Source organism: Streptomyces sp. NPDC111520 (genome assembly GCF_055635295.1).
Map to the genome: position 1 here is coordinate 68,942 of NZ_JBVKBW010000014.1, position 22,412 is coordinate 91,353.

The following is a 22,412-nucleotide window of genomic DNA, read 5'->3' on the forward strand; positions in this document are numbered from 1 at the left end:
GCCGTCCCCCCGAGCGCACGGCGAGGCTGCGCACCCCGCCCGGTCCGGAGGCGTCGGCGCCCGAGGCCCGGTAGGTGACGGTGGCGGGCAGCAGGACCGGGGCCTTGAACTCGGCCCGCAGGGTGACCGTTTCGGCGTCCGCGGGGACGGCCTCCGCGGCGCAGCGGGCGACGGTCCACATCCCGTGGGCGATGGCGCGCGGGAAGCCCAGCGGCCGCGCGGTCAGCGGGTGGAGGTGGATCGGGTTCCAGTCGCCGGAGACGGCGGCGTGCCGCCGCCCGAGGCCGGCGGGGAGCCGCCACTCCGCCACGACGGACGGTTCCGCGTCCGCGTCCGTGTACGCCGCGGCCGGTGGGCCGCCGCCGGTCGCGCCGCGCGTGCGGGTCCGGGCGAGGTAGCCGCTGCGGTCCCGCCAGACGACCTCGCCGTCGAGGGACGCCTCCGTGACGATCACGACCTCCACGCCGCGCCGGTGGGGGCTCAACTCCTCGGCGTGGACGGTGATGCCGGGCCGGTCGCCGGGCAGGAGCGGCCGCCGCTGGACGATCTCGATCCACGTGTGCACCAGGCCGAGCAGCGGCAGCGGGAAGCTCCGCCGGGCCATCAGCCGGGCGGCCGGCGGGAAGCCGAGGACGTGCGGGTACGTCAGGGGCAGCCCGGTCCCGGGCGGGAAGCCGCACACCTCGGCGTACGCGGCGAGCCGCCGGGGGTCCACCCGGACGGCAGGAAGGGTCAGCCGGTCGGCGGGCAGCGGCGCGTCGGCGGCCGGGCGCTTGCCGGCCCCGGTCAGTGCGCCTCGGGCGAGGGTGAGCAGCAGGGGCATCGTGGGTTCCCGCGGGGTCGGTGGGGCGGTCGTGGACGTGAGGCGTACGGGCGCCGGATGGGACGTACGGCGGACTCCGCCCGCGGCGGCGGCCTCCTCGCGGCGTCCGGCCGCCGCGCCACCGACGGCGACGTCACCGGGGCAATGCGCGCGAACGCCGCCGCGGCGGACCGCCCGGGCGAATTCCCGCCATTTCCCGCGCCGGATCCATAGACCGCTCGCGCCGCCGGCCGAATTCCCGCGGCATTCGCGCCGTCCCACCCACCCATGAAACGTTGCAGCGCGATTCGGCGCAGCCGACTTCGCACACGGGAGCGAATTGCCCGCGCCCTGATCCTGACGGGCGCGCCGCAAAAGGCAGGAGCCCCGCACGAGGGTGCGGGGCTCCTTGGGTACTGCTCGTCGGTTACTGCGCGTCAGTCCGCGATCAGGCGGGGGAGACGTTCTCCGCCTGCGGGCCCTTCGGACCCTGGGTGACGTCGAAGGTCACCGCCTGGTTCTCCTCCAGCGAACGGAAGCCGGAGGCGTTGATCGCGGAGTAGTGGACGAAGACATCGGGGCCGCCGCCGTCCTGGGCGATGAAGCCGAAGCCCTTCTCGGCGTTGAACCACTTGACGGTTCCGGTAGCCATAAGCCCTCCTTGGGCCAAAGGGTTGCCCTGCTCCAGAACCTGCCCTGCTCACTGCAAGAAGTCTGAAAACTACAAAAGCCCGCGGTCACATGCTCCGCAGGCTCTGTACTGCAAGGGAAACCAAACTGCAACTTGCGACGACAGTAGCACGGAGCATCTGCGCCGGGGAAGAGCGACAAGATCGGATTTCACAAGTGCCGCGCGGCGGCCCGGCGCGGGGTTCCTCCGGCGCCCGGCCGGAGGCGGCCCGGCGTGGGGGGCGGGACCCGCCGGAAGTTCCGGGGAGCGGGGGTCTAGCCTCCTGATGTGGACAAATCTGCGCCTCTTCCATCCGCCAGTGGTGTGCGCCGGACCCGGCCCCGCGTCGGGCACATCCAGTTCCTGAACTGCGTGCCCCTTTACTGGGGACTCGCCCGAACGGGTGCCCTGCTCGACCTGGAGCTGACCAAGGACACCCCCGAGAAGCTCAGCGCCCAGCTCGTCTCCGGGGACCTGGACGTCGGCCCGATCACCCTCATGGAGTACCTCCGGCACGCCGAGGACCTGATCGCGCTCCCGGACATCGCCGTCGGCTGCGACGGCCCGGTGATGTCCTGCGTGATCGTGAGCCAGGTCCCGCTGGGCGCCCTGGACGGCGCCAGGGTCGCCCTCGGCTCCACCAGCCGCACCTCGGTCCGCCTGGCCCAGCTGATGCTCGCCGATCAGTACGGGGTCGAGCCCGAGTACTACACCTGCCCGCCCGACCTCTCGCTGATGATGCAGGAGGCCCAGGCCGCCGTCCTGATCGGGGACGCGGCGCTGCGCGCCTCGCTGCACGACGCGCCGCGGCTCGGCCTGGAGGTCCACGACCTCGGGCTGATGTGGAAGGAGTGGACCGGGCTGCCGTTCGTCTTCGCCGTCTGGGCCGCCCGCCGCGACTACCTGGAGGCCCGTCCCGGTGTGGTGCACGAGGTGCACCGGGCCTTCCTCTCCTCCCGCGACCTGAGCATGGAGGAGGTGGAGAAGGTCGCCGAGCAGGCCGCCCGCTGGGAGTCCTTCGACGCCCGCACCCTCCAGCGCTACTTCACCACCCTGGACTTCTCGCTCGGTCCCGAGCAGCTCACCGGCATCGCCGAGTTCGCCCGCCGGGTGGGCTTCCCGGAGCAGGCGCGCGTCGAGCTGCTGGGCGCCGGGGGCTGACCCCGTGGGCCGGCGGGCACCCCCCCCGCCGGCCCGGGCCCGTTCCCCGGGCCGACTACGATCGGCGGCGGCCCCCCGCTCCGGCTGGGGTGACCACGGCGGCCACGGGTACAACTCCACTGACCTTCCGCACCGGCGAGAGGCGCGCAGATGCAGCCCCTGCAAGCGAACGACCCCCCGTCGATCGGCCCGTACCGTCTGCTCGGCCGGCTGGGCGCCGGCGGGATGGGCCGGGTCTACCTGGGGCGCAGCCCCGGCGGCCGGACGGTGGCCGTGAAGGTGGTGCGCTCGGAACTCGCGGACGACCTGGAGTTCCGCACCCGATTCCAGCGCGAGGTCGACGCCGCGCGCCGGGTCGGCGGTACGTGGAGCGCCCCGGTGCTGGACGCCGACACCGACTCGCCGGTGCCCTGGGTGGCCACCCGCTACGTCGCCGGTCCCGCCCTCTCCGAGGCCGTCGCCACCTTCGGGCCGCTGTCGCCGCAGGGCGTACGGGCGCTGGGCGCCGGACTCGCCGAGGCGCTGGAGGCCGTGCACGGACGCGGCCTGGTGCACCGCGACATCAAACCGTCCAACGTGCTGCTCTCGCTCGACGGCCCGGTGCTGATCGACTTCGGCATCGCCCGCGCCATGGACGCCACGGCCGCCCTGACCAGCAAGGGCGTGGTCGTCGGCTCGCCCGGCTACATGGCGCCCGAGCAGGTCACCGGAAGACCCACCGGCCCCGCCGCCGACATCTTCGCCCTCGGCGCGGTGCTGGCCTTCGCCGCGACCGGCCGCGGCCCCTTCACCGGGGACAGCGCGGCCGTCCTGCTCTACAAGGTCGCCCACGAGGAGCCCGAACTCGACGGCGTACCTGACGAGTTGCGCCGGATCGCCGAGTCCTGCCTCGCCAAGGACCCGGAGGTGCGCCCGACGCCCCGCCGGCTCGCGGAACTGCTGGCGCCCGGCGGCGACGCCGCGTCGCTGGTGCGCGCCGGCTGGCTGCCGGCCCCGCTGACGGAGCGCCTCGGGCGGCAGGCCGTCGAACTGCTCGACCTCGAACCGACCCCGCACCCGGGCCCGGTGGCCCCGGGCAACGGCACCGCCGAGGGGAACGGCGGGGGATCGGCCGGCGGCCACGGCTCCTACGGCTCGCACACCTCGTACGGCTCGCACCCCTCGTACGGGTCGTTCGGCCCGCCGCCCTCGCTGACCGCGCCCCGGGACGCGCCGCCGTTCGCCGCCACTCCGCCGCCCACGCCCGTCCCGGGCCGCCGGCGCGGCCGCGCCGCGGCGCTCGCCGCGACGGGCATCCTGCTCGTCGCGGCCGCCGTGACCCTGGCCCTCGTGCTGCCGGGACTCCTCGACGGCTCGAACCAGGCCAAGGGCGGGGAGCGCACCCCCTCGCGGAGCGCGGGGTCAGGGGACGGTTCCCCGTCCTCGACCACGTCCTCCTCGACCACGTCCTCGCCCCCGGCCTCGGGACCGCCCGTGGACGCCCTTCCCAAGGCCTTCGTCGGCACGTGGAAGGGCAGCACGGTCACCGCCGGCGGAGTGCCGGGCACGATGGAGATCACCCTGCGCGAGGGCAAGGTCGGCGCGGTCGTCGGCCGCGACAAGAGCGTGCTGGACCTGCTCGGCCAGTCCTACGACTGCAGCGGCGACTGGAAGCTCGCCGAGGCCACGGAGAAGGGCGTCGTGCTCGACACCAGCGGCGGCACCAACCCGCATCCGGGGATCTGTTCCGACGGTTCGGCCGACGAGCGGTTCACCCTCAACGCGGACGGCTCCCTGCACTACCGCTCGGGCGACTCGCTGGCCGGTCAGCCGGAAGGGGACCTCAGGAAGCAGGGCGGCTGACCCCCTGGCGTAGGCTGGGCGGGTCCGTCACACCCCTCGGAAGGATGCCCGGTGAGCGAGAACGCCGACCTCCAGTCCGTCCTCGACCGTGCCGCCGACGGCGGCCGCATCACCCCCGAGGAGGCGCTCGACCTCTACCGTTCGGCACCCCTGCACGCCCTCGGCGCCGCCGCCGACGCCGTGCGCCGCCGCCGCTACGCCGGTACCGAGCACATCGCGACGTACATCATCGAGCGGAACATCAACTACACCAACGTCTGCGTGACGGCGTGCAAGTTCTGCGCCTTCTACGCCGCGCCCAAGGACACCGCCAAGGGCTGGACCCGGGACCTCGACGACATCCTGCGCCGCTGCGCGGAGACCGTCGAACTCGGCGGCACCCAGATCATGTTCCAGGGCGGCCACCACCCGGACTACGGCGTCGAGTACTACGAGAAGCACTTCAGCGCCATCAAGCAGGCCTTCCCGCAACTGGTCATCCACTCCCTCGGCGCCTCCGAGGTCGAGCACATGGCCCGCATCTCCAAGGTGACGGTGGAGGAGGCCATCAGCCGCATCCACGCCGCGGGCCTGGACTCCTTCGCGGGCGCCGGCGCCGAACTGCTGCCGGCCCGGCCGCGCAAGGCGATCGCCCCGCTGAAGGAGAGCGGCGAGCGCTGGCTGGAGATCATGGAGACCGCGCACAAGCTCGGTGTGGAGTCGACCTCCACCATGCTGATGGGCACCGGCGAGACCAACGCCGAGCGCATCGAGCACCTGCGCATGATCCGCGACGTCCAGGACCGCACGGGCGGCTTCCGCGCCTTCATCCCGTACACCTACCAGCCCGAGAACAACCACCTGAAGGGCCGGACCCAGGCCACGCTCTTCGAGTACCTGCGGATCATCGCCATCGCGCGGGTCTTCCTGGACAACGTCGCCCACATCCAGGGCTCCTGGCTCACCACCGGCAAGGAGGTCGGCCAGCTGTCGCTGCACTACGGCGCCGACGACCTCGGCTCGGTGATGCTGGAGGAGAACGTGGTCTCCTCGGCCGGCGCCAAGCACCGCTCCAACCGCATGGAGCTGATCCACCTGATCCGCGCCGCCGGCCGGGTCCCCGCGCAGCGCGCCACCACCTACGAGCACCTCGTCGTCCACGACGACCCGGCGAACGACCCGGTGGACGACCACGTCGTCTCCCACCTGTCGTCGACCGCCATCGAGGGCGGCACGGCGCACCCGGAGCTGAAGCTGCTCAGCACCTCCTGACCGCGCCACCGATGCTGACGATCCATTCCGGGACCGACGGCACCGCCCTGCTGGTCGACGGCGGCCTCCTCGCCGCCGTCGACCAGCAGGACGCGCTGCGGGCCGCCCACCCGGGCGCCCGGGTACGGAACTGGCCCGGTGCGCTGCGCCCGGGCCTGACCCACGAGGGCGCGCTGCCACCCGCCCCCACCCCGCGCGAACGCGTGCACGCCCTGCTGGTGCGCGGGGTCACCGCCGTCGCCACCGCCCCCGACGACCCCGCGCTGCGCTCCGCGCTGGACCGCAGCGGCCTGCTGCCGGCGCGCCGGGCCCCGTCCCTGGAGCCGGGCGCCCGGGCGGACTTCGCCGTCTTCGACGAGCACGGCACCTGCCTCGCCACCGTCGTCGCCGGGCGGCTCCTGCACCGCAGGGCCTGACCGGCCGCGCGGGCCGTGCCGTACGACGTTCCACGACCGCGGCGGGGCCCCTGCGCGGGGTGCGGGGACGCCGGGTGAACAATGGGGAGGTGACCCGAGCCTCCCTGGACAAGCAGCCGCACGAAGTCGCCGCGATGTTCGACGACGTCGCCGCCAACTACGACCTGACCAACGACGTGCTGTCGCTCGGCCAGGACCGCCGCTGGCGCAAGGTCGTCGCGCAGTCCCTCGCCGTACGTCCCGGCGAGCGCGTGCTGGACCTCGGCGCCGGCACGGGGACCTCCTCCCTGCCGTTCGCCGGCGCGGGCGCCCGGGTCGTGCCCTGCGACTTCTCCCTGGGCATGCTGCGCGAGGGCAAGCGCCGCCACCCCTTCCTCCCGCTCACCGCGGGCGACGCGACCCGGCTGCCGTTCGCCGACGGGGTCTTCGACGCCGTCACGATCTCCTTCGCGCTGCGCAACGTGCACGACACCGACGCCGCGCTGCGCGAGATGCTGCGGGTCACCCGGCCCGGGGGCCGCGTCGTCATCTGCGAGTTCAGCCACCCCACCTGGGCGCCGTTCCGCACGGTCTACACCGAGTACCTGATGCGTGCCCTCCCGCCGGTCGCCCGGGCGGTCAGCAGCAACCCCGACGCGTACGTGTACCTGGCCGAGTCCATCCGCGCCTGGCCCGACCAGCCCGGCCTCGCCGGGCGCCTGCAGAAGGCCGGATGGTCGGAGGTCGCCTGGCGCAACCTGTCGGGCGGCATCGTGGCGCTGCACCGCGCGGTGCGCTGAAGGCGGGCCGCCCGGCCCGTCCGCGGAGGGGGCCCATAGACTGCTCGGGGTCCGGTCCGGCCGCCGCCGGCGGCCGGAGCCAGGCCCGCAACAGCCCACAGCAGCGAGGAGTGCCGCACTGTGACCGAGACCGCCGCTTCGGAACGCAGCGCCGATGTGATCGTCGTCGGTGCCGGGCCCGCCGGTTCCACGACGGCCTACTACCTGGCGAAGGCGGGACTCGACGTCCTGCTGCTGGAGAAGACCGCCTTCCCGCGCGAGAAGGTGTGCGGCGACGGCCTGACGCCCCGGGCGACCAAGCAACTGGTCGCGATGGGCATCGACATCTCCGAGGAGGCCGGCTGGCTGCGCAACAAGGGCCTGCGCATCATCGGCGGCGGCGTCCGGCTGCAGCTGGACTGGCCGGACCTGGCCTCGTTCCCGGACCACGGCCTGGTGCGCAGGCGCGAGGACTTCGACGAACTCCTCGCCCGCCAGGCGCAGAAGGCCGGCGCCCGGCTCTACGAGCGCTGCAACGTCGGCGCCCCGATCCGTGACGAGCGCACCGGCCGGATCACCGGCGTCGAGGCCAAGCTGGGTGAGGAGAAGACCCCGGTCACCTTCCACGCGCCGCTGGTGGTCGCCGCGGACGGCAACTCCACCCGGCTCTCCCTGCAGATGGGCCTGCACCGCCGCGAGGACCGCCCGATGGGTGTCGCCGTCCGCACGTACTTCACCTCCCCGCGGCACGACGACGACTACCTGGAGTCCTGGCTGGAGCTGTGGGACCGGCGCGTCCCCGGCAACCCGCGGCTGCTGCCCGGCTACGGCTGGATCTTCGGCATGGGCGACGGCACCTCCAACGTGGGCCTCGGCGTGCTCAACACCTCCGCCTCCTTCAAGGAGCTGGACTGGCGTGAGGTGCTGAAGGCCTGGTGCGCCTCGATGCCGGAGGACTGGGGCTACACCGAGGAGAACATGACCGGGCCGATCCGCGGCGCGGCGCTCCCGATGGCCTTCAACCGCCAGCCGCACTACACCAAGGGCCTGCTGCTGGTCGGCGACGCCGGCGGCCTCGTCAACCCGTTCAACGGCGAGGGCATCGCCTACGCGATGGAGTCCGGCCAGATCGCGGCCGACGTCATCGTCCAGGCGCACGCGCGCGGCACCGCGGCCCAGCGGGAGCTGGCGCTGCAGTCGTACCCGCGGATCCTGAAGGACACCTACGGCGGCTACTACACGCTCGGCCGGGCCTTCGTGAAGCTGATCGGCAACCCGAAGGTCATGAAGCTGGCGACCCAGCGCGGCCTGACGCACCCGATGCTGATGCGCTTCACGCTGAAGCTGCTGGCGAACCTCACCGACCCGTCGGGCGGCGACGCGATGGACCGCGTGATCAACGGTCTGTCGAAGGTGGCGCCGCGTTCCTGACCCCCGGCATCCCGCTCGCCGCGCCGGCCCGTGCTGCACGGGCCGGCGCGGCTTTTTGCTGCGGTGAGACCGGAGGGAGCCGGACGCGCTGAGGCGCGCGGAGGTGCGCGGGGGTACGTATACATCCCTTTCCTTACCTTCGCAGGGTAGGATGCGGCACCATGGAGAGGGAATGGCTGTCCGTCGAGCAGGTCGCGGACCGGCTCGGACTGCACGTGCGCACCGTCCGCGGCTACATCCGCGACGGCCGGCTCAAGGCCGTGCGCATCGGCAAGCAGTACCGCGTCGCCCGGGCCGACCTGGACGCCCTCACCGGCGTGCCGGCGGCCGCCGCCCGGCAGCGGGTGGAGGTCTCGGCCATCGTCGAGGTGGACGGCATCGGGCCGGCCGCCGCCGACCGCCTCGGGACCCTTCTCGTGGCCGGTGCCCAGATGGCGCGGGACCCCCACGAGTTGGCCCGGGTCCGGATCGCTTACGACGACGAGCGCTCGCGGCTGAAGGTCGTGGTGCTCGGCGGTGCCGCGGCGACGGCGGACGTCCTGCGCACCATCGACGACGTCATGGGAGGGGGGAACGACATGTTCCCGGAGGAGCACACCGAGGACCCGGAGGCGGGCCGTGGCTGACGTGGTGACCGAGCGGCGGGGCGTGCCCGTCCTCGTCTGCGGCGAGGACGGCGCGAGGATCTCCGGCGTCCAGGACGCGCTCGACGTGATCGGATCGGCCTACCACCGGGCGGACGTGGTGGCCGTCCCCGTCGCCCGCCTGGACGAGCGGTTCTTCGCCCTGCGGTCGGGCCTCGCGGGGGAGGTCCTGCAGAAGTTCGTCAACTACGGCGTCCGGCTCGTCGTCGTGGGCGACGTCTCGGCCCACACGGCGGCCAGCACGGCCTTCCGGGACCTGGTCCGCGAGTGCAACCGGGGCGACCGCACGTGGTTCGTCGACGACCTCGAAGCGCTCGACGCCCGCCTCGGCTGACCGGGTCGCCGTCTGTCCCTGGGCGGCGAACCCCGCCCGGTGCGGCGCCCGTTGTCCCTCCGGGCGGCGCTGCGTACCGGGCGGGGTGGTGAACTCCCCCTTCCGGATGGACGGTTCGCGCGGACCGGGGCGGAGGGGCGCGGGCGGGGCGGGCCGCCGGTCCTTTGACATCGATGTCGTTGACATCGATGTCAGATGCGCCTGCCCCGGAGTCAGCTCGCGCCCGAAATGCGGGATTTGAGGCGCTGTGCTCATACTTTTGATCACTGCTCGGGGATCCGTGATCAACAGAAGGGTGCAGACATGAGCACGCGTATAACCCAGGTCCTCGCCGCCGCGGCCGCTTCGTTCCTGCTCGCCGGAGGGGGCGTGCTCGCAGCCGGCCCGGCCTCCGCGGCCTCCGCTGACCACCGTGCGGGCGACCAGCGCGGTGACGACCGGCGGGACGGCGACCGTCGTGGTGACGACCGCCGTGGCGACGACCGGCGGGACGGCGACCGTCGTGGCGACGACCGCCGCGGCGACGACCGCCGCGGCGACGACCGCCGCGGCGACGACCGGCGGGGCGACGACCGGCGGGGCGACCGGCAGCGTCAGTGCTCGGTCGGTCTGGGCTCCTGGAAGCTGGAGTACCGCCCCGGACGCCTGGTGCGCGTGTCCAGCCACGGTCGCGTCAAATGGGTCCGCACGCCGGGCCAGTGGGTCAGGGTCTGGCACGGCGGAGGCCACGACTGCCGCCGGTGAACCCGTCGCCCGGAGCCCGGTCCCCCGCCACGGCGGAGCCGGGCTCCGGCGCGTGAGCCCCGTACGGGGCTCCCCGGTCGCCCGGCCCCGCGTGCGGTACCTCTCCTTGCGGCGGGGCCGGGCCCGGCCGCCTGCCGCGGGGCGCGGTGCGGCGGCCCCCCTCGCGGCGGCGGAGGACCGTACGCGGGTGCAACGGAGGAGGCCGCCGGCCCGGGTGCGGGCCGGCGGCCTCCGTGGGGACGGGGCCCGTGATCAGAGCACGCGGACGGCCGACGTCGGCATGTAGTTGGACATCTGCTGGATGACGACGCCCTTGCTCGGGTTCGCCGCGTCCAGGTACTGCCCGCCGCCGATGTAGACGGCCACGTGGTAGGCGGAGCCGACCCCGCCCCAGAAGAGGAGGTCGCCCGGCTGGACCGCACTCACGGACACCGGGGTGCCGAAGGTCGACTGCGCCTGCGAGGTGCGCGGCAGGTCGACGCCGATGGTGCGGAAGGCGGCCTGGGTGAGACCGGAGCAGTCGTACGCGCTGGGGCCCGTGGCGCCGTAGACGTACGGCTTGCCGACCTGGGCCTTCAGGAACGCGAGGACGGAGGCGACGCTGCCCGTCGCGGAAGTGGAGGAGGAGGCGGCCAGCGCGGTGCGTCCGGCGGAACGGGACGCGGTCGCGGTCTCGCGCGCCTTGGCGGCCTTGGCCGCGGCGCGCGACCGCGCGTCGGCGGCGGCCTTCTTCTTCTGAGCGGCCTTCATGGCCTCGGTGCGCGCCTGCGCGCGGGCGGCGTCCAGCTGCTGCTCGACGACGGTCTCGTCGACGGCGTCGGCGGCCTGCGCGGCGGAGGCGGCGGTGGAGAGGGCGGGGATGACGGGGATGCTCCCCGTGGTCGCCGGGTCGGCGGCCGAGGGCTCGGCGTTCGCCGGGGCGGACATTCCGGTCAGGGCGAGCGTTCCGATGACGCCGCCGGCGACTCCTGCGCGGCGCACCCAGTTGGGGCTCTGCGCGGCTCGTCGCCGGCGGCTTATATGCGAGGTCTGAAGGGACATGAAGACTTGGGTATCAGGCCAGGTCGGTTCCGTTCAACAAAAGTGTGATGCGCCACAGTTGGCTCACGACCAGTGGTATTGTCCCCTTTTTGATCTTCCTTATTCAGGACTATAGGGACACCCAAGTACAAATCCTCGTGCGCGCGTTCACGTGCCTCCGGTCGCCGTCAGCGCGCGGTTTCGCGGCTCACCCGCACGGGTGGGGAGGCGCTATCACGTCCCCCGACCCAGCTCCAATTTGCCTCGGCTCGCGAGTGCCTGATAGTGCGGCACCCCTGTTTACCAGCGGAAACGCAGGTAAATGTGACTTCTGGTGATCGTTTGGGATTACTGAGTGAGAAGATCACCGCTCATCCCCGTTCATGATCGTTCGACTGGTGGCAGAGATCACAAGAGCGAGACTGAACCCCGTGTCGCAGATCACAGACCAGGAGGCATAGGATGCGGGCAGTCCGGGCTTGTGAACTGCCTCACATGGAGCGGATCCAGGTGGCACGGGGCGCACGTTCGGGCACGGTCCGTCATCAGTCATCGTCGACTGGAAGGAGCGGGGACGTGAATGCCTACGCGCCCATCCTCGTGCTGGGCGGCCTCGGGGCCGGCTTCGCGATCTTCTCCGTGGTCATGGCCTCCATCATCGGCCCGAAGCGGTACAACCGGGCCAAGTTGGAGGCGTATGAGTGCGGCATCGAGCCGACTCCGCATCCAGCCGGGGGTGGCCGTTTCCCGATCAAGTACTACCTGACGGCGATGCTCTTCATCGTCTTCGACATCGAGATCGTCTTCCTCTACCCCTGGGCCGTCACCTTCGACGCCCTCGGGGTCTTCGGGCTCGTCGAGATGCTCCTCTTCGTGCTCACGGTCTTCGTCGCGTACGCCTACGTATGGCGTCGCGGCGGTCTGGAATGGGACTAGGGGCGGAGAATAGCCATGGGTATTGAAGAGAAGCTGCCGAGCGGGTTCCTGCTCACCTCCGTCGAGGCGGCGGCCGGCTGGGTCCGGAAGGCCTCGGTCTTCCCGGCCACCTTCGGCCTCGCGTGCTGCGCCATCGAGATGATGACGACCGGGGCCGGGAGGTACGACCTGGCGCGCTTCGGCATGGAGGTCTTCCGCGGGTCCCCCCGCCAGGCGGACCTGATGATCGTGGCCGGCCGGGTGAGCCAGAAGATGGCGCCCGTCCTGCGCCAGGTCTACGACCAGATGCCGAACCCCAAGTGGGTGATCTCGATGGGGGTCTGCGCATCGAGCGGCGGGATGTTCAACAACTACGCAATTGTGCAGGGTGTTGACCATGTGGTGCCTGTTGACATTTATCTCCCTGGATGTCCGCCCCGTCCCGAAATGCTGATGGACGCCATCCTCAAGCTCCACCAGAAGATCCAGCACAGCAAGCTCGGCGTGAACCGCGAAGAGGCCGCGCGCGAGGCGGAGGAAGCGGCGCTGAAGGCGCTGCCGACGATCGAGATGAAGGGGCTCCTCCGATGACGGATTCCCCGGACACCCCCAACCCGGACAAGGACGTCAACGCGGCCGGGCTGCCCGGTCAGCGTGGCGACCACGGGGAGGCGATCCGCGTCCAGCGCGGCATGTTCGGTGCCCGCAACGGCGGCGACACCTCCGGGTACGGCGGTCTGGTGCGCACGGTACGGCTGCCCGGTGCGGCGAGCCGTCCCTACGGCGGCTGGTTCGACGACGTCGCCGACGAGCTCGAGGGGGCCCTCGAGGAGCAGGGCCTCGTCCCGGACAACGCGGTCGAGAAGGTCGTCGTGGACCGCGACGAGATCACCTTCCACGTCGCGCGCGAGCACCTGCCCCTGGTCGCCAGGACCCTGCGGGACGACCCCGCGCTGCGCTTCGAGCTCTGCACGGGCGTGAGCGGCGTCCACTTCCCGGAGGACAAGGGCCGCGAACTGCACGCCGTCTACCACCTGCGCTCGATCACCCACAACCGGCTGATCCGGCTGGAGGTGAGCGTCTCCGACGCGGACCGGCACGTCCCGTCGCTCGTCGAGGTCTACCCGACCAACGACTGGCACGAGCGCGAGGCCTACGACTTCTTCGGGATCGTCTTCGACGGGCACCCCGCCCTGATGCGGATCATGATGCCGGACGACTGGCAGGGCCACCCGCAGCGCAAGGACTACCCCCTCGGCGGCATCGCCGTCGAGTACAAGGGCGCCCAGATCCCGGCTCCGGACCAGCGGAGGTCGTACTCGTGAGCACTCACCACGCACCCCAGCAGGCCTCCGAGCGGGAGACCACCGAGGGCCGGGTCTTCACCGTCACCGGCGGCGACTGGGACGAACTGGCCGAGACCGTCGGCAAGGCCGACGACGAGCGCATCGTCGTCAACATGGGCCCGCAGCACCCCTCCACCCACGGCGTGCTCCGGCTGATCCTCGAGATCGACGGCGAGACGGTCACCGAGGCCCGCTGCGGCATCGGCTACCTCCACACCGGCATCGAGAAGAACATGGAGTTCCGGACCTGGACCCAGGGGTCCACGTTCGTGACGCGCATGGACTACCTGACGCCGTTCTTCAACGAGACGGCGTACTGCCTGGCGGTGGAGAAACTGCTCGGCATCACCGACGCGATCCCGGACCGCGCCTCGGTGATCCGCGTGATGCTGATGGAGCTCAACCGCATCTCCTCGCACCTGGTGGCCATCGCCACCGGCGGCATGGAGCTCGGCGCCACCACGATCATGATCTACGGGTTCCGCGACCGCGAGCTGATCCTGGACCTCTTCGAGCTGATCACCGGCCTGCGGATGAACCACGCGTACATCCGCCCGGGCGGTCTCGCCCAGGACCTGCCGCCCGGCGCCGTGGACCAGGTCCGCGAGGTCGTGAAGAAGTTCCGCAAGAACCTGCCCGAGTACGACAAGCTCGCCACCGGCAACCCGATCTTCAAGGCCCGCATGCAGGACGTGGGTTACCTGGACCTGGCCGGCTGCATGGCGCTCGGCGCCACCGGCCCGATCCTGCGCTCCACCGGTCTGCCGCACGACCTGCGCAAGTCGCAGCCGTACTGCGGCTACGAGAACTACGAGTTCGAGGTGCCGACCGTCGACACCTGCGACTCCTACGGGCGGTTCCTGCTCCGCCTGGAGGAGATGCGGCAGTCGCTGGACATCGTCGAGCAGTGCCTGGACCGGCTGCAGCCCGGCCCGGTCATGGTCGCCGACAAGAAGATCGCCTGGCCCGCGCAGCTCGCCCTCGGGCCGGACGGGCTCGGCAACTCGCTCGACCACATCAAGAAGATCATGGGCACCTCCATGGAGGCCCTGATCCACCACTTCAAGCTGGTGACCGAGGGCTTCCGGGTCCCGGCCGGCCAGGCGTACGTCGCCGTCGAGTCCTCCAAGGGCGAACTCGGCGTCCACGTGGTCAGCGACGGGGGCACCCGCCCCTTCCGCGTCCACTTCCGCGACCCGTCCTTCACCAACCTGCAGACCATGGCGGCGATGTGCGAGGGCGGCCAGGTCGCCGACGTCATCGTCGCGGTGGCGTCCATCGACCCCGTGATGGGAGGCGTCGACCGGTGACAGAGGTATCACTCGGCATCCCCGCGATGCCCGCGCCGGAGTACCCGGCCGACGTACGGCACCGGCTGGCCGAGGACGCGGCGAAGGTCATCGCGCGCTACCCCGGCAGCCGCAGCGCCCTGCTGCCGCTGCTGCACCTGGTGCAGGCGGAGGAGGGCCACGTCTCCCGCACCGGCGTGCGCTTCTGCGCCGAGCAGCTCGGGCTGACCACGGCCGAGGTCACCGCGGTGGCCACCTTCTACTCGATGTACCGGCGGGGGCCCTCCGGCGAGTACCAGGTCGGGGTCTGCACCAACACCCTGTGCGCGGTCATGGGCGGCGACGCGATCTTCGAGGAGCTCAAGGAGCACCTCGGCGTGGGCAACGGCGAGACCACCGAGGACGGCAAGATCACGCTGGAGCACATCGAGTGCAACGCGGCGTGCGACTTCGCCCCCGTGGTGATGGTCAACTGGGAGTTCTTCGACAACCAGGACCCCGCGTCGGCCAAGCGGCTCGTCGACGACCTGCGCGCCGGCCGCACCGTCGAACCCACCCGCGGCGCCCCTCTCTGCTCCTTCAAGGAGACGTCCCGGATCCTCGCCGGGTTCCCCGACGAGCGCCCCGGCGCCGTCGAGGCGAGCGGCGGCGCCGGCCCCGCCTCGCTCGCGGGCCTGCGGCTCGCCCGCGGCGAGTCGCTGCCCGGCACCGGGGCCGGCGTGCCCCGGCAGACCTCCGCGCCGCCGCAGGACGAGACGCCCCCGGCCCATCCCAGCTCCCACGACGCCCCGTTGGACTCCGCGGTCTCCGACCCGGAGCACCCGGCGGGACCGGTCACGGAGCGCCCGACCGAAGGCGAGGAGGACCGGTGACCATGGTCGACTCGGCGGAGAAGGTACTGTCACCCGTTCTCTCGGCCTTCTGGGACGATCCGCAGTCCTGGACCCTCAAGACGTACCGTCGCCACGAGGGCTACGAGGGCCTGCGCAAGGCGCTGGCCCTGCCCCCGGACGACGTGATCGCCCTCGTCAAGGACGCCGGCCTGCGCGGCCGCGGCGGCGCGGGCTTCCCCACCGGGATGAAGTGGCAGTTCATCCCGCAGGGCGACGGCAAGCCGCACTACCTCGTCGTCAACGCGGACGAGTCGGAGCCCGGCACCTGCAAGGACATCCCGCTGCTCTTCGCCAACCCGCACTCGCTCATCGAGGGCATGGTGATCGCCTGCCACGCGATCCGCTCGAACCACGCCTTCATCTACCTGCGCGGCGAGGTCGTCCCCGTGCTGCGGCGGCTGCACCACGCGGTGGCCGAGGCGTACGAGGCGGGACTCCTCGGCAAGGACATCCTGGGCAGCGGCTTCGACCTGGAGCTGACCGTCCACGCCGGCGCGGGCGCCTACATCTGCGGTGAGGAGACCGCGCTGCTGGACTCCCTGGAGGGACGCCGCGGCCAGCCCCGGCTGCGTCCGCCCTTCCCGGCGGTCGAGGGCCTCTACGCCTGCCCGACGGTGGTCAACAACGTCGAGTCCATCGCCTCGGTGCCGTCGATCCTGCTCAAGGGCAAGGACTGGTTCCGCTCGATGGGCAGCGAGAAGTCGCCGGGCTTCACGCTCTACTCGCTCAGCGGCCACGTCGCCAACCCCGGCCAGTACGAGGCCCCGCTGGGCGTCACGCTGCGCCAGCTGCTGACCCTCAGCGGCGGCATGCGGCCCGGCCACAAGCTGAAGTTCTGGACCCCGGGCGGCTCCTCGACGCCGATGTTCACCGACGAGCACCTCGACGTCCCGCTGGACTACGAGGGCGTCGGCGCCGCGGGCTCCATGCTCGGCACCAAGGCGCTGCAGTGCTTCGACGAGACGACCTGCGTGGTGCGCGCCGTCACCCGCTGGACCGAGTTCTACGCCCACGAGTCCTGCGGCAAGTGCACCCCCTGCCGCGAGGGCACGTACTGGCTCGTCCAGTTGCTGCGCGACATCGAGGCGGGCAAGGGGACCCTGGCGGACCTCGACAAGCTCGCCGACATCGCCGACAACATCAACGGCAAGTCCTTCTGCGCCCTCGGCGACGGAGCGGCCAGCCCGATCTTCTCCTCCCTCCAGTACTTCCGCGACGAGTACGTGGAGCACCTGGAGGGCCGCGGCTGCCCCTTCGACCCGGCCAAGTCCACGGTCTGGGCCGACAAGTCTCACCTGGAGGTGAACGCGTGACCGTCACGACCAACGCCGCCTCCGGTGAGGCGACGGTGCCGCCCGAGGACCTGGTGTCCGTCAGCATCGACGGCGTCGAGATCTCCGTGCCCAAGGGCACCCTGGTGATCCGCGCCGCCGAGATGATCGGCATCGAGATCCCGCGCTTCTGCGACCATCCCCTCCTCGACCCCGTGGGCGCCTGCCGCCAGTGCATCGTCGAGGTCGAGGGCCAGCGCAAGCCGATGGCGTCCTGCACCATCACCTGCACCGACGGGATGGTCGTCAGGACCCAGCTCACCTCCGGCGTCGCGGACAAGGCCCAGCGCGGGGTGATGGAGCTGCTGCTCATCAACCACCCGCTGGACTGCCCGGTCTGCGACAAGGGCGGCGAGTGCCCGCTGCAGAACCAGGCGATGTCCGCCGGCCAGGCCGACACCCGCTTCGAGGGACGCAAGCGGACCTACGAGAAGCCGGTGCCGATCTCCACCCAGGTGCTGCTGGACCGCGAGCGCTGCGTGCTCTGCGCGCGCTGCACCCGCTTCTCGCAGCAGATCGCCGGCGACCCGATGATCGAGCTGCTGGAGCGCGGTGCGCTGCAGCAGGTGGGCACCGGCGAGGGCGACCCCTTCCAGTCGTACTTCTCGGGCAACACCATCCAGATCTGCCCGGTCGGCGCCCTGACCTCGGCGGCCTACCGCTTCCGGTCCCGGCCCTTCGACCTGGTCTCCTCGCCGAGCGTGTGCGAGCACTGCGCGGGCGGCTGCGCCACCCGTACCGACCACCGGCGCGGCAAGGTCATGCGCCGGCTCGCGCAGGACGACCCCGAGGTCAACGAGGAGTGGATGTGCGACAAGGGCCGCTTCGCGTTCCGCTACGCGCAGCGCCCCGAGCGGCTGACCACCCCGCTGGTCCGCGACGCCGACACCGGTGAGCTGGAGCCGGCGAGCTGGCCCGAGGCCCTGGAGGCCGCGGCGCGCGGCCTCGCGGCGGCCCGTGGCCGGACGGGCGTGCTGACCGGCGGCCGGCTCACCGTCGAGGACGCGTACGCCTACGCCAAGTTCGCCCGCGTCGCACTCGACACCAACGACGTCGACTTCCGGGCCCGTGTGCACTCCGCCGAGGAGGCCGACTTCCTGGCGTCCGTCGTGGCGGGCCGCGGACGGGACCTGTCCGGCGACGGCGTCACGTACACCCTGCTGGAGAAGGCCCCCGCCGTCCTGCTGGCCGGGCTGGAGGCCGAGGAGGAGGCGCCCGGCGTCTTCCTGCGGCTCCGCAAGGCCTGGCGCGGGCACAAGCAGCGCACCTTCGCGCTGGCCCCGTTCGCCACCCGGGGGCTGGAGAAGGCGGGCGGCACCCTGCTGCCCGCCGCGCCCGGCACCGAGACCGAGTGGCTGGACGCCCTCGCCGGCGGCGTGGGCCTGGACGGCAACGGCCTCACCGCCCACGAGGCGCTGCGCGAGGAGGGCTCGGTCGTCCTGGTCGGCGAGCGGCTGGCGGCCGTACCCGGCGCGCTGACCGCGGTCGTGCGGTTCGCGCAGGCGACCGGCGCCAACCTGGCGTGGATCCCGCGCCGCGCGGGCGAGCGCGGTGCCGTCGAGGCGGGCGCCCTGCCGGGGCTGCTGCCCGGCGGCCGCCCCGTCACCGACCCGCGGGCCCGCGACGAGGTCGCCGGGGTCTGGGGCGTGGCCACGCTCCCGTCCCGCCACGGCCGCGACACCGGCGAGATCCTGGAGGCGGCCGCGAGCGGCGAGCTCGGTGCGCTCGTCGTCGGCGGCGTCGAGCCGGCCGACCTGCCCGACCCGGCCCGGGCCCGCGCGGCCCTGGACGCGGTGGGCTTCGTGGTCAGCCTGGAGCAGCGTCCCGGCGAGGTCACCGACCGGGCGGACGTCGTCCTGCCGGTCGCCGCCGTCGCCGAGAAGGCCGGCACGTTCCTCAACTGGGAGGGCCGGGTGCGGCTCTTCGAGGCCGCGATCAAGCCCGGCCAGCAGGTCCAGCGCCACCAGTACCCGGACGCCCGGGTGCTGACCATGCTGGCCGACGCGATGGACGTCCCCCTCGGCCTCGCGGACGTCCGCTCGGCCCGCGCCGAGCTGTCCCGGCTCGCCCCGTACGAGGGCCCGCGCGCCGCGGCCCCGCAGGAGACCGGCCGCCAGCTGCCGAAGCCCGGCAGCGGCGAGGCGGTCCTCGCGGGCCACCGGCTGCTGCTCGACCAGGGCCTGCTGCAGCAGGGCGACGACGCCCTCGCCGGCACCCGCCACCCGGCGGTCGCCCGCCTGTCGGCGACCACCGCGAAGGAGATCGGCGTCGCCGACGGCGAGCCGCTGGAGGTGTCCGGTCCGCTGGGCACGGTCCGGCTGCCGCTGCAGGTGACGGCGATGGCCGACCGGGTCGTGTGGGTGCCCCTCAACTCGGCCGGCGGGGGAGTCGCCTCGGACACCGGTGCCCTGCCGGGCCAGGTCGTCCGGATCGCCCCGGCCGCCGTGGACGCCGCTGCCGCACCGGAGGTGACCCCGTGACGGGACTGACGACGCTCGCCGCCGAGGACCTGTCCCTGTTCGGACGGGACCCGTGGTGGCTGATCGCCATCAAGGCGGTCTTCTGCTTCGCGTTCCTGATGGTGACCGTGCTCTTCTCCATCGTGTGGGAGCGCAAGGTCGTCGCGTGGATGCAGCTGCGCATCGGCCCCAACCGGCACGGCCCCTGGGGCATGCTCCAGTCGCTCGCCGACGGCATCAAGCTGATGCTCAAGGAAGACCTGATCGTCAAGAAGGCCGACAAGGTCGTCTACGTGCTGGCCCCGATCGTGGCGGCCATCCCGGCCTTCATGGCCGTCGCGGTGATCCCGTTCGGCCCGGCGGGCAACGAGATCTCCATCTTCGGCCACCGCACGCCGATGCAGCTCACCGACCTGCCGATCGGCGTCCTCTACATCCTGGCCACCGCATCGGTCGGCATCTACGGCATCGTGCTGGCCGGCTGGTCCTCCGGCTCGACCTACCCGCTGCTCGGCGGACTGCGCTCCTGCGCGCAGATGATCTCGTACGAGATCGCGATGGGCGTCGCCTTCGCGTCGGTCTTCCTCTACTCCGGCTCGATGTCGACCTCGCAGATCGTCGCCCAGCAGGAGGACCGCTGGTACGTGCTGCTGCTGCCGGTGTCCTTCATCATCTACATCGGCACCATGGTCGGCGAGACCAACCGGGCGCCGTTCGACATGCCCGAGTCCGAGGGCGACCTGGTCGGCGGCTTCAACACCGAGTACTCCTCGATCAAGTTCGCGCTCTTCATGCTCGCCGAGTACGTGAACATGGTGACCGTCTCGGCCGTGGCCACCACGCTCTTCCTGGGCGGCTGGCGGGCCCCGTGGCCCATCAGCACCTTCTGGGAGGGCGCCAACCACGGCTGGTGGCCGCTGCTCTGGTTCGTGATCAAGGTGCAGCTGCTGCTCTTCTTCTTCATCTGGCTGCGCGGCACGCTGCCCCGAGTGCGCTACGACCAGCTGATGAAGCTGGGCTGGAAGGTCCTGATCCCGGTCTCGATGGTCTGGCTGATGCTGGTCGCCACCGTCCGGGCGTTGCGCAACGAGAACTACGACTTCCAGTCGATCGTGCTCTACGTCGGCGGCGGCGTGGTCCTGCTGCTCCTGGTCTCGCTGGTCTTCGACGTCTTCCGCGACCGCGGGGACAAGGCCAGGGAGGCGGCCGAGGAGGCCGGTCCGCAGGAGCCGTTCGACCCCATGGCGGGCGGGTTCCCCGTACCGCCGCTGCCCGGCCAGGAGCTGCCGCCCGTCCCGCGGCGGCCGTCCCGTGCGGAGCGTCAACTCGTAGGCAAGGAGGCCGACGATGCCTGAGTTCCTGGGCCCGGTAGCCGGCTTCGGCGTGACCTTCAAGGCCATGTTCAAGAAGCGGCTGACCGAGCAGTACCCCGAGGAGAAGAAGCCCACCGCGCCGCGGTTCCACGGCCGCCACCAGCTCAACCGGCATCCGGACGGGCTGGAGAAGTGCGTGGGCTGCGAGCTGTGCGCCTGGGCCTGCCCGGCGGACGCGATCTACGTCGAGGGCGCCGACAACACCGACGAGGAGCGCTACTCGCCGGGTGAGCGCTACGGCCGCGTCTACCAGATCAACTACGCCCGCTGCATCCTGTGCGGGCTGTGCATCGAGGCCTGCCCGACGCGCGCCCTGACCATGACCAACGAGTACGAGCTGGCCGACAGCAGCCGCGAGTCGCTGATCTTCACCAAGGAGCAGCTGCTGGCCGGCCTGGAGGAGGGCATGGTCGACAGCCCGCACGCGATCTTCCCGGGCATGGACGAGGGCGACTACTACCGCGGCGCGGTGACCCACGCGGCACCGGGCACCGAGCGCCAGGTCGCGGTCTCCAAGGGCGAGAAGCCGGACGAGACGGTGCCGGACGACCAGCGCGAGCAGGACGGTGCGGGCACGACGGTCCCCGCGACGGGCGGCACCGCCCCGGCCGGGACGGGAGGCGAGGCATGAACGGCGTGACCACGCTGACCACTGCGGCCGCGTACACCACCTCCACCGGGGAGGCGGTCCAGTTCTGGGTGCTCGGCACCGTCGCGGTGCTCGGCGCGCTCGCGACCGTGCTGATGAAGAAGGCGGTGCACAGCGCACTGTCGCTCGCCGGGACGATGATCGTCCTGGCGGTCTTCTACCTGGCCCAGGGCGCGTACTTCCTCGGCGTCGTCCAGATCGTCGTCTACACCGGCGCGATCATGATGCTCTTCCTCTTCGTCGTCATGCTGGTCGGCATCACCGCCGCCGACTCGCTCAAGGAGACGCTGAAGGGGCAGCGCTGGCTGGCCGCCGGAGCCGGCCTCGGCTTCGGCGTGCTGCTGGTCGCCGGCATCGCCAACGCCTCGCTCAAGAACTTCGAGGGGCTGGGCCGGGCCAACGCCGGCGGCAACGTCGAAGGACTCGCCTCGCTGATCTTCACCAAGTACGTGTGGGCCTTCGAGATCACCGGCGCGCTGCTCATCACCGCCGCCATCGGCGCGATGGTCCTCACCCACCGCGAGCGCACCGAGGCCCGCGCCACCCAGCGCGAACTGGCCGAGCGCCGCGTGCGCGAGGGCAAGCAGGTCACCCCGCTCCCCGCGCCCGGCGTCTACGCCCGCAACAACGCGGTCGACGTACCCGGCCTGCTGCCGGACGGCACGGTCTCGGAGCTCAGCGTCAGCCCGACACTGCGCGGCCGCGGCCAGTACCGGGACGTCTCCGCGGAGTCGGTCGCCAAGGTCGCCGAGCTGGAACAGCGCTCCGAGGAGGCGTCGAAGTGAATCCGGTCAACTACCTGTACCTGTCGGCGCTGCTGTTCACCATCGGCGCGGCCGGGGTGCTGATCCGGCGCAACGCGATCATCGTCTTCATGTGCGTCGAGCTGATGCTGAACGCCGCCAACCTGGCGTTCGTCACCTTCTCCCGCATGCACGGCAACCTCGACGGCCAGATCATCGCCTTCTTCACGATGGTCGTGGCCGCCGCGGAGGTCGTCGTGGGCCTGGCGATCATCGTGACGATCTTCCGCTCCCGCCACTCGGCCTCGGTCGACGACGCCAGCCTGATGAAGCTCTAAGGG

General features: G+C 72.0%; 22 protein-coding genes and 1 pseudogene. 20 read left to right on the forward strand and 3 right to left on the reverse strand.

Going from position 1 to position 22,412, the window contains the following annotated elements:
* Both ACZ7MY_RS29615 and ACZ7MY_RS29620 read right to left on the reverse strand, forming a co-directional pair.
* A partial coding sequence (locus tag ACZ7MY_RS29615) for a MaoC/PaaZ C-terminal domain-containing protein (RefSeq protein WP_499606364.1) occupies window positions 1–823 on the reverse strand: 823 nt, incomplete at its 3' end.
* A gap of 427 nt (window positions 824–1,250) precedes the next feature.
* Window positions 1,251–1,454: a cold-shock protein gene (locus ACZ7MY_RS29620; protein WP_354796699.1), complete on the reverse strand. Its 204-nt coding sequence runs from the start codon at window positions 1,452–1,454 to the stop codon at window positions 1,251–1,253.
* 342 nt (window positions 1,455–1,796) lie between these two features.
* Here ACZ7MY_RS29620 and ACZ7MY_RS29625 point away from each other — a divergent pair, with 342 nt between their 5' ends.
* The 9 genes and pseudogenes from ACZ7MY_RS29625 to ACZ7MY_RS29665 all read left to right on the forward strand — a co-directional run bounded on the left by ACZ7MY_RS29625 (window position 1,797) and on the right by ACZ7MY_RS29665 (window position 10,053).
* Complete coding sequence (locus tag ACZ7MY_RS29625) at window positions 1,797–2,633, forward strand: menaquinone biosynthetic enzyme MqnA/MqnD family protein (RefSeq protein ID WP_499606466.1); 837 nt, start codon at window positions 1,797–1,799, stop codon at window positions 2,631–2,633.
* A 150-nt stretch (window positions 2,634–2,783) separates the two neighbouring features.
* Window positions 2,784–4,475 (forward strand): serine/threonine-protein kinase, encoded by a 1,692-nt coding sequence (locus ACZ7MY_RS29630; RefSeq protein ID WP_499606365.1) that lies wholly within the window; start codon window positions 2,784–2,786, stop codon window positions 4,473–4,475.
* A gap of 51 nt (window positions 4,476–4,526) precedes the next feature.
* Window positions 4,527–5,726 (forward strand): cyclic dehypoxanthinyl futalosine synthase, encoded by a 1,200-nt coding sequence (gene mqnC, locus ACZ7MY_RS29635; RefSeq protein WP_499606366.1) that lies wholly within the window; start codon window positions 4,527–4,529, stop codon window positions 5,724–5,726.
* A gap of 11 nt (window positions 5,727–5,737) precedes the next feature.
* Window positions 5,738–6,142: a hypothetical protein gene (locus tag ACZ7MY_RS29640; protein ID WP_499606367.1), complete on the forward strand. Its 405-nt coding sequence runs from the start codon at window positions 5,738–5,740 to the stop codon at window positions 6,140–6,142.
* Window positions 6,143–6,231: 89 nt separating this feature from the next.
* Window positions 6,232–6,921, forward strand: coding sequence for a demethylmenaquinone methyltransferase (locus tag ACZ7MY_RS29645; RefSeq protein ID WP_499606368.1), 690 nt, complete (start codon window positions 6,232–6,234; stop codon window positions 6,919–6,921).
* 39 nt (window positions 6,922–6,960) lie between these two features.
* Window positions 6,961–8,331: pseudogene (locus ACZ7MY_RS29650) on the forward strand (geranylgeranyl reductase family protein); the annotation flags it as partial.
* Window positions 8,332–8,492: 161 nt separating this feature from the next.
* Window positions 8,493–8,957 (forward strand): helix-turn-helix domain-containing protein, encoded by a 465-nt coding sequence (locus ACZ7MY_RS29655; protein ID WP_499606369.1) that lies wholly within the window; start codon window positions 8,493–8,495, stop codon window positions 8,955–8,957.
* Window positions 8,950–9,309 (forward strand): DUF4180 domain-containing protein, encoded by a 360-nt coding sequence (locus tag ACZ7MY_RS29660; RefSeq protein ID WP_499606370.1) that lies wholly within the window; start codon window positions 8,950–8,952, stop codon window positions 9,307–9,309. The genes ACZ7MY_RS29655 and ACZ7MY_RS29660 overlap by 8 nt, the downstream gene beginning before the upstream one ends.
* 303 nt (window positions 9,310–9,612) lie before the next feature.
* The gene (locus tag ACZ7MY_RS29665) at window positions 9,613–10,053 is read left to right on the forward strand and encodes a hypothetical protein (RefSeq protein ID WP_499606371.1); all 441 of its coding nucleotides are present in this window, start codon (window positions 9,613–9,615) and stop codon (window positions 10,051–10,053) included.
* Window positions 10,054–10,305: 252 nt separating this feature from the next.
* On the opposite strand, the gene ACZ7MY_RS29670 is transcribed toward ACZ7MY_RS29665, so the two are convergent.
* The gene (locus ACZ7MY_RS29670; protein WP_499606372.1) at window positions 10,306–11,094 is read right to left on the reverse strand and encodes a C40 family peptidase; all 789 of its coding nucleotides are present in this window, start codon (window positions 11,092–11,094) and stop codon (window positions 10,306–10,308) included.
* A 555-nt stretch (window positions 11,095–11,649) separates the two neighbouring features.
* On the opposite strand from ACZ7MY_RS29670, the gene ACZ7MY_RS29675 reads away from it, so the two are divergent.
* Genes ACZ7MY_RS29675 through nuoK form a run of 11 tightly spaced genes read left to right on the forward strand, consistent with a single transcriptional unit; the run spans window position 11,650 to window position 22,409 of the window.
* The gene (locus ACZ7MY_RS29675) at window positions 11,650–12,009 is read left to right on the forward strand and encodes an NADH-quinone oxidoreductase subunit A (RefSeq protein ID WP_018558791.1); all 360 of its coding nucleotides are present in this window, start codon (window positions 11,650–11,652) and stop codon (window positions 12,007–12,009) included.
* Window positions 12,010–12,024: 15 nt separating this feature from the next.
* Window positions 12,025–12,579, forward strand: a complete 555-nt coding sequence (locus ACZ7MY_RS29680; protein ID WP_018558792.1) for a NuoB/complex I 20 kDa subunit family protein — start codon at window positions 12,025–12,027, stop codon at window positions 12,577–12,579.
* Window positions 12,576–13,313 carry an NADH-quinone oxidoreductase subunit C gene (locus ACZ7MY_RS29685; protein WP_499606373.1) on the forward strand — a complete coding sequence of 246 codons (738 nt, stop codon included), beginning with the start codon at window positions 12,576–12,578 and terminating at the stop codon, window positions 13,311–13,313. Before ACZ7MY_RS29680 ends, ACZ7MY_RS29685 begins: the two co-directional genes overlap by 4 nt.
* On the forward strand, window positions 13,310–14,644 hold the full coding sequence (locus ACZ7MY_RS29690) for an NADH-quinone oxidoreductase subunit D (RefSeq protein ID WP_499606374.1): 1,335 nt from the start codon (window positions 13,310–13,312) through the stop codon (window positions 14,642–14,644). Before ACZ7MY_RS29685 ends, ACZ7MY_RS29690 begins: the two co-directional genes overlap by 4 nt.
* Window positions 14,645–14,670: 26 nt before the next feature.
* Window positions 14,671–15,495 carry an NADH-quinone oxidoreductase subunit NuoE gene (gene nuoE, locus ACZ7MY_RS29695; protein WP_499606467.1) on the forward strand — a complete coding sequence of 275 codons (825 nt, stop codon included), beginning with the start codon at window positions 14,671–14,673 and terminating at the stop codon, window positions 15,493–15,495.
* Window positions 15,496–15,497: 2 nt separating this feature from the next.
* Window positions 15,498–16,829 carry an NADH-quinone oxidoreductase subunit NuoF gene (gene nuoF / locus ACZ7MY_RS29700; protein WP_499606468.1) on the forward strand — a complete coding sequence of 444 codons (1,332 nt, stop codon included), beginning with the start codon at window positions 15,498–15,500 and terminating at the stop codon, window positions 16,827–16,829.
* Complete coding sequence (locus ACZ7MY_RS29705; RefSeq protein WP_499606375.1) at window positions 16,826–19,327, forward strand: NADH-quinone oxidoreductase subunit G; 2,502 nt, start codon at window positions 16,826–16,828, stop codon at window positions 19,325–19,327. The genes nuoF and ACZ7MY_RS29705 overlap by 4 nt, the downstream gene beginning before the upstream one ends.
* Window positions 19,324–20,661: an NADH-quinone oxidoreductase subunit NuoH gene (nuoH, locus tag ACZ7MY_RS29710; RefSeq protein WP_499606376.1), complete on the forward strand. Its 1,338-nt coding sequence runs from the start codon at window positions 19,324–19,326 to the stop codon at window positions 20,659–20,661. The genes ACZ7MY_RS29705 and nuoH overlap by 4 nt, the downstream gene beginning before the upstream one ends.
* Window positions 20,654–21,310, forward strand: coding sequence for an NADH-quinone oxidoreductase subunit NuoI (gene nuoI / locus ACZ7MY_RS29715; RefSeq protein WP_499606377.1), 657 nt, complete (start codon window positions 20,654–20,656; stop codon window positions 21,308–21,310). Before nuoH ends, nuoI begins: the two co-directional genes overlap by 8 nt.
* The gene (locus ACZ7MY_RS29720) at window positions 21,307–22,113 is read left to right on the forward strand and encodes an NADH-quinone oxidoreductase subunit J (protein WP_499606378.1); all 807 of its coding nucleotides are present in this window, start codon (window positions 21,307–21,309) and stop codon (window positions 22,111–22,113) included. The genes nuoI and ACZ7MY_RS29720 overlap by 4 nt, the downstream gene beginning before the upstream one ends.
* Window positions 22,110–22,409 carry an NADH-quinone oxidoreductase subunit NuoK gene (nuoK, locus tag ACZ7MY_RS29725; protein WP_018558801.1) on the forward strand — a complete coding sequence of 100 codons (300 nt, stop codon included), beginning with the start codon at window positions 22,110–22,112 and terminating at the stop codon, window positions 22,407–22,409. The genes ACZ7MY_RS29720 and nuoK overlap by 4 nt, the downstream gene beginning before the upstream one ends.
* Window positions 22,410–22,412: the final 3 nt, after the last annotated feature.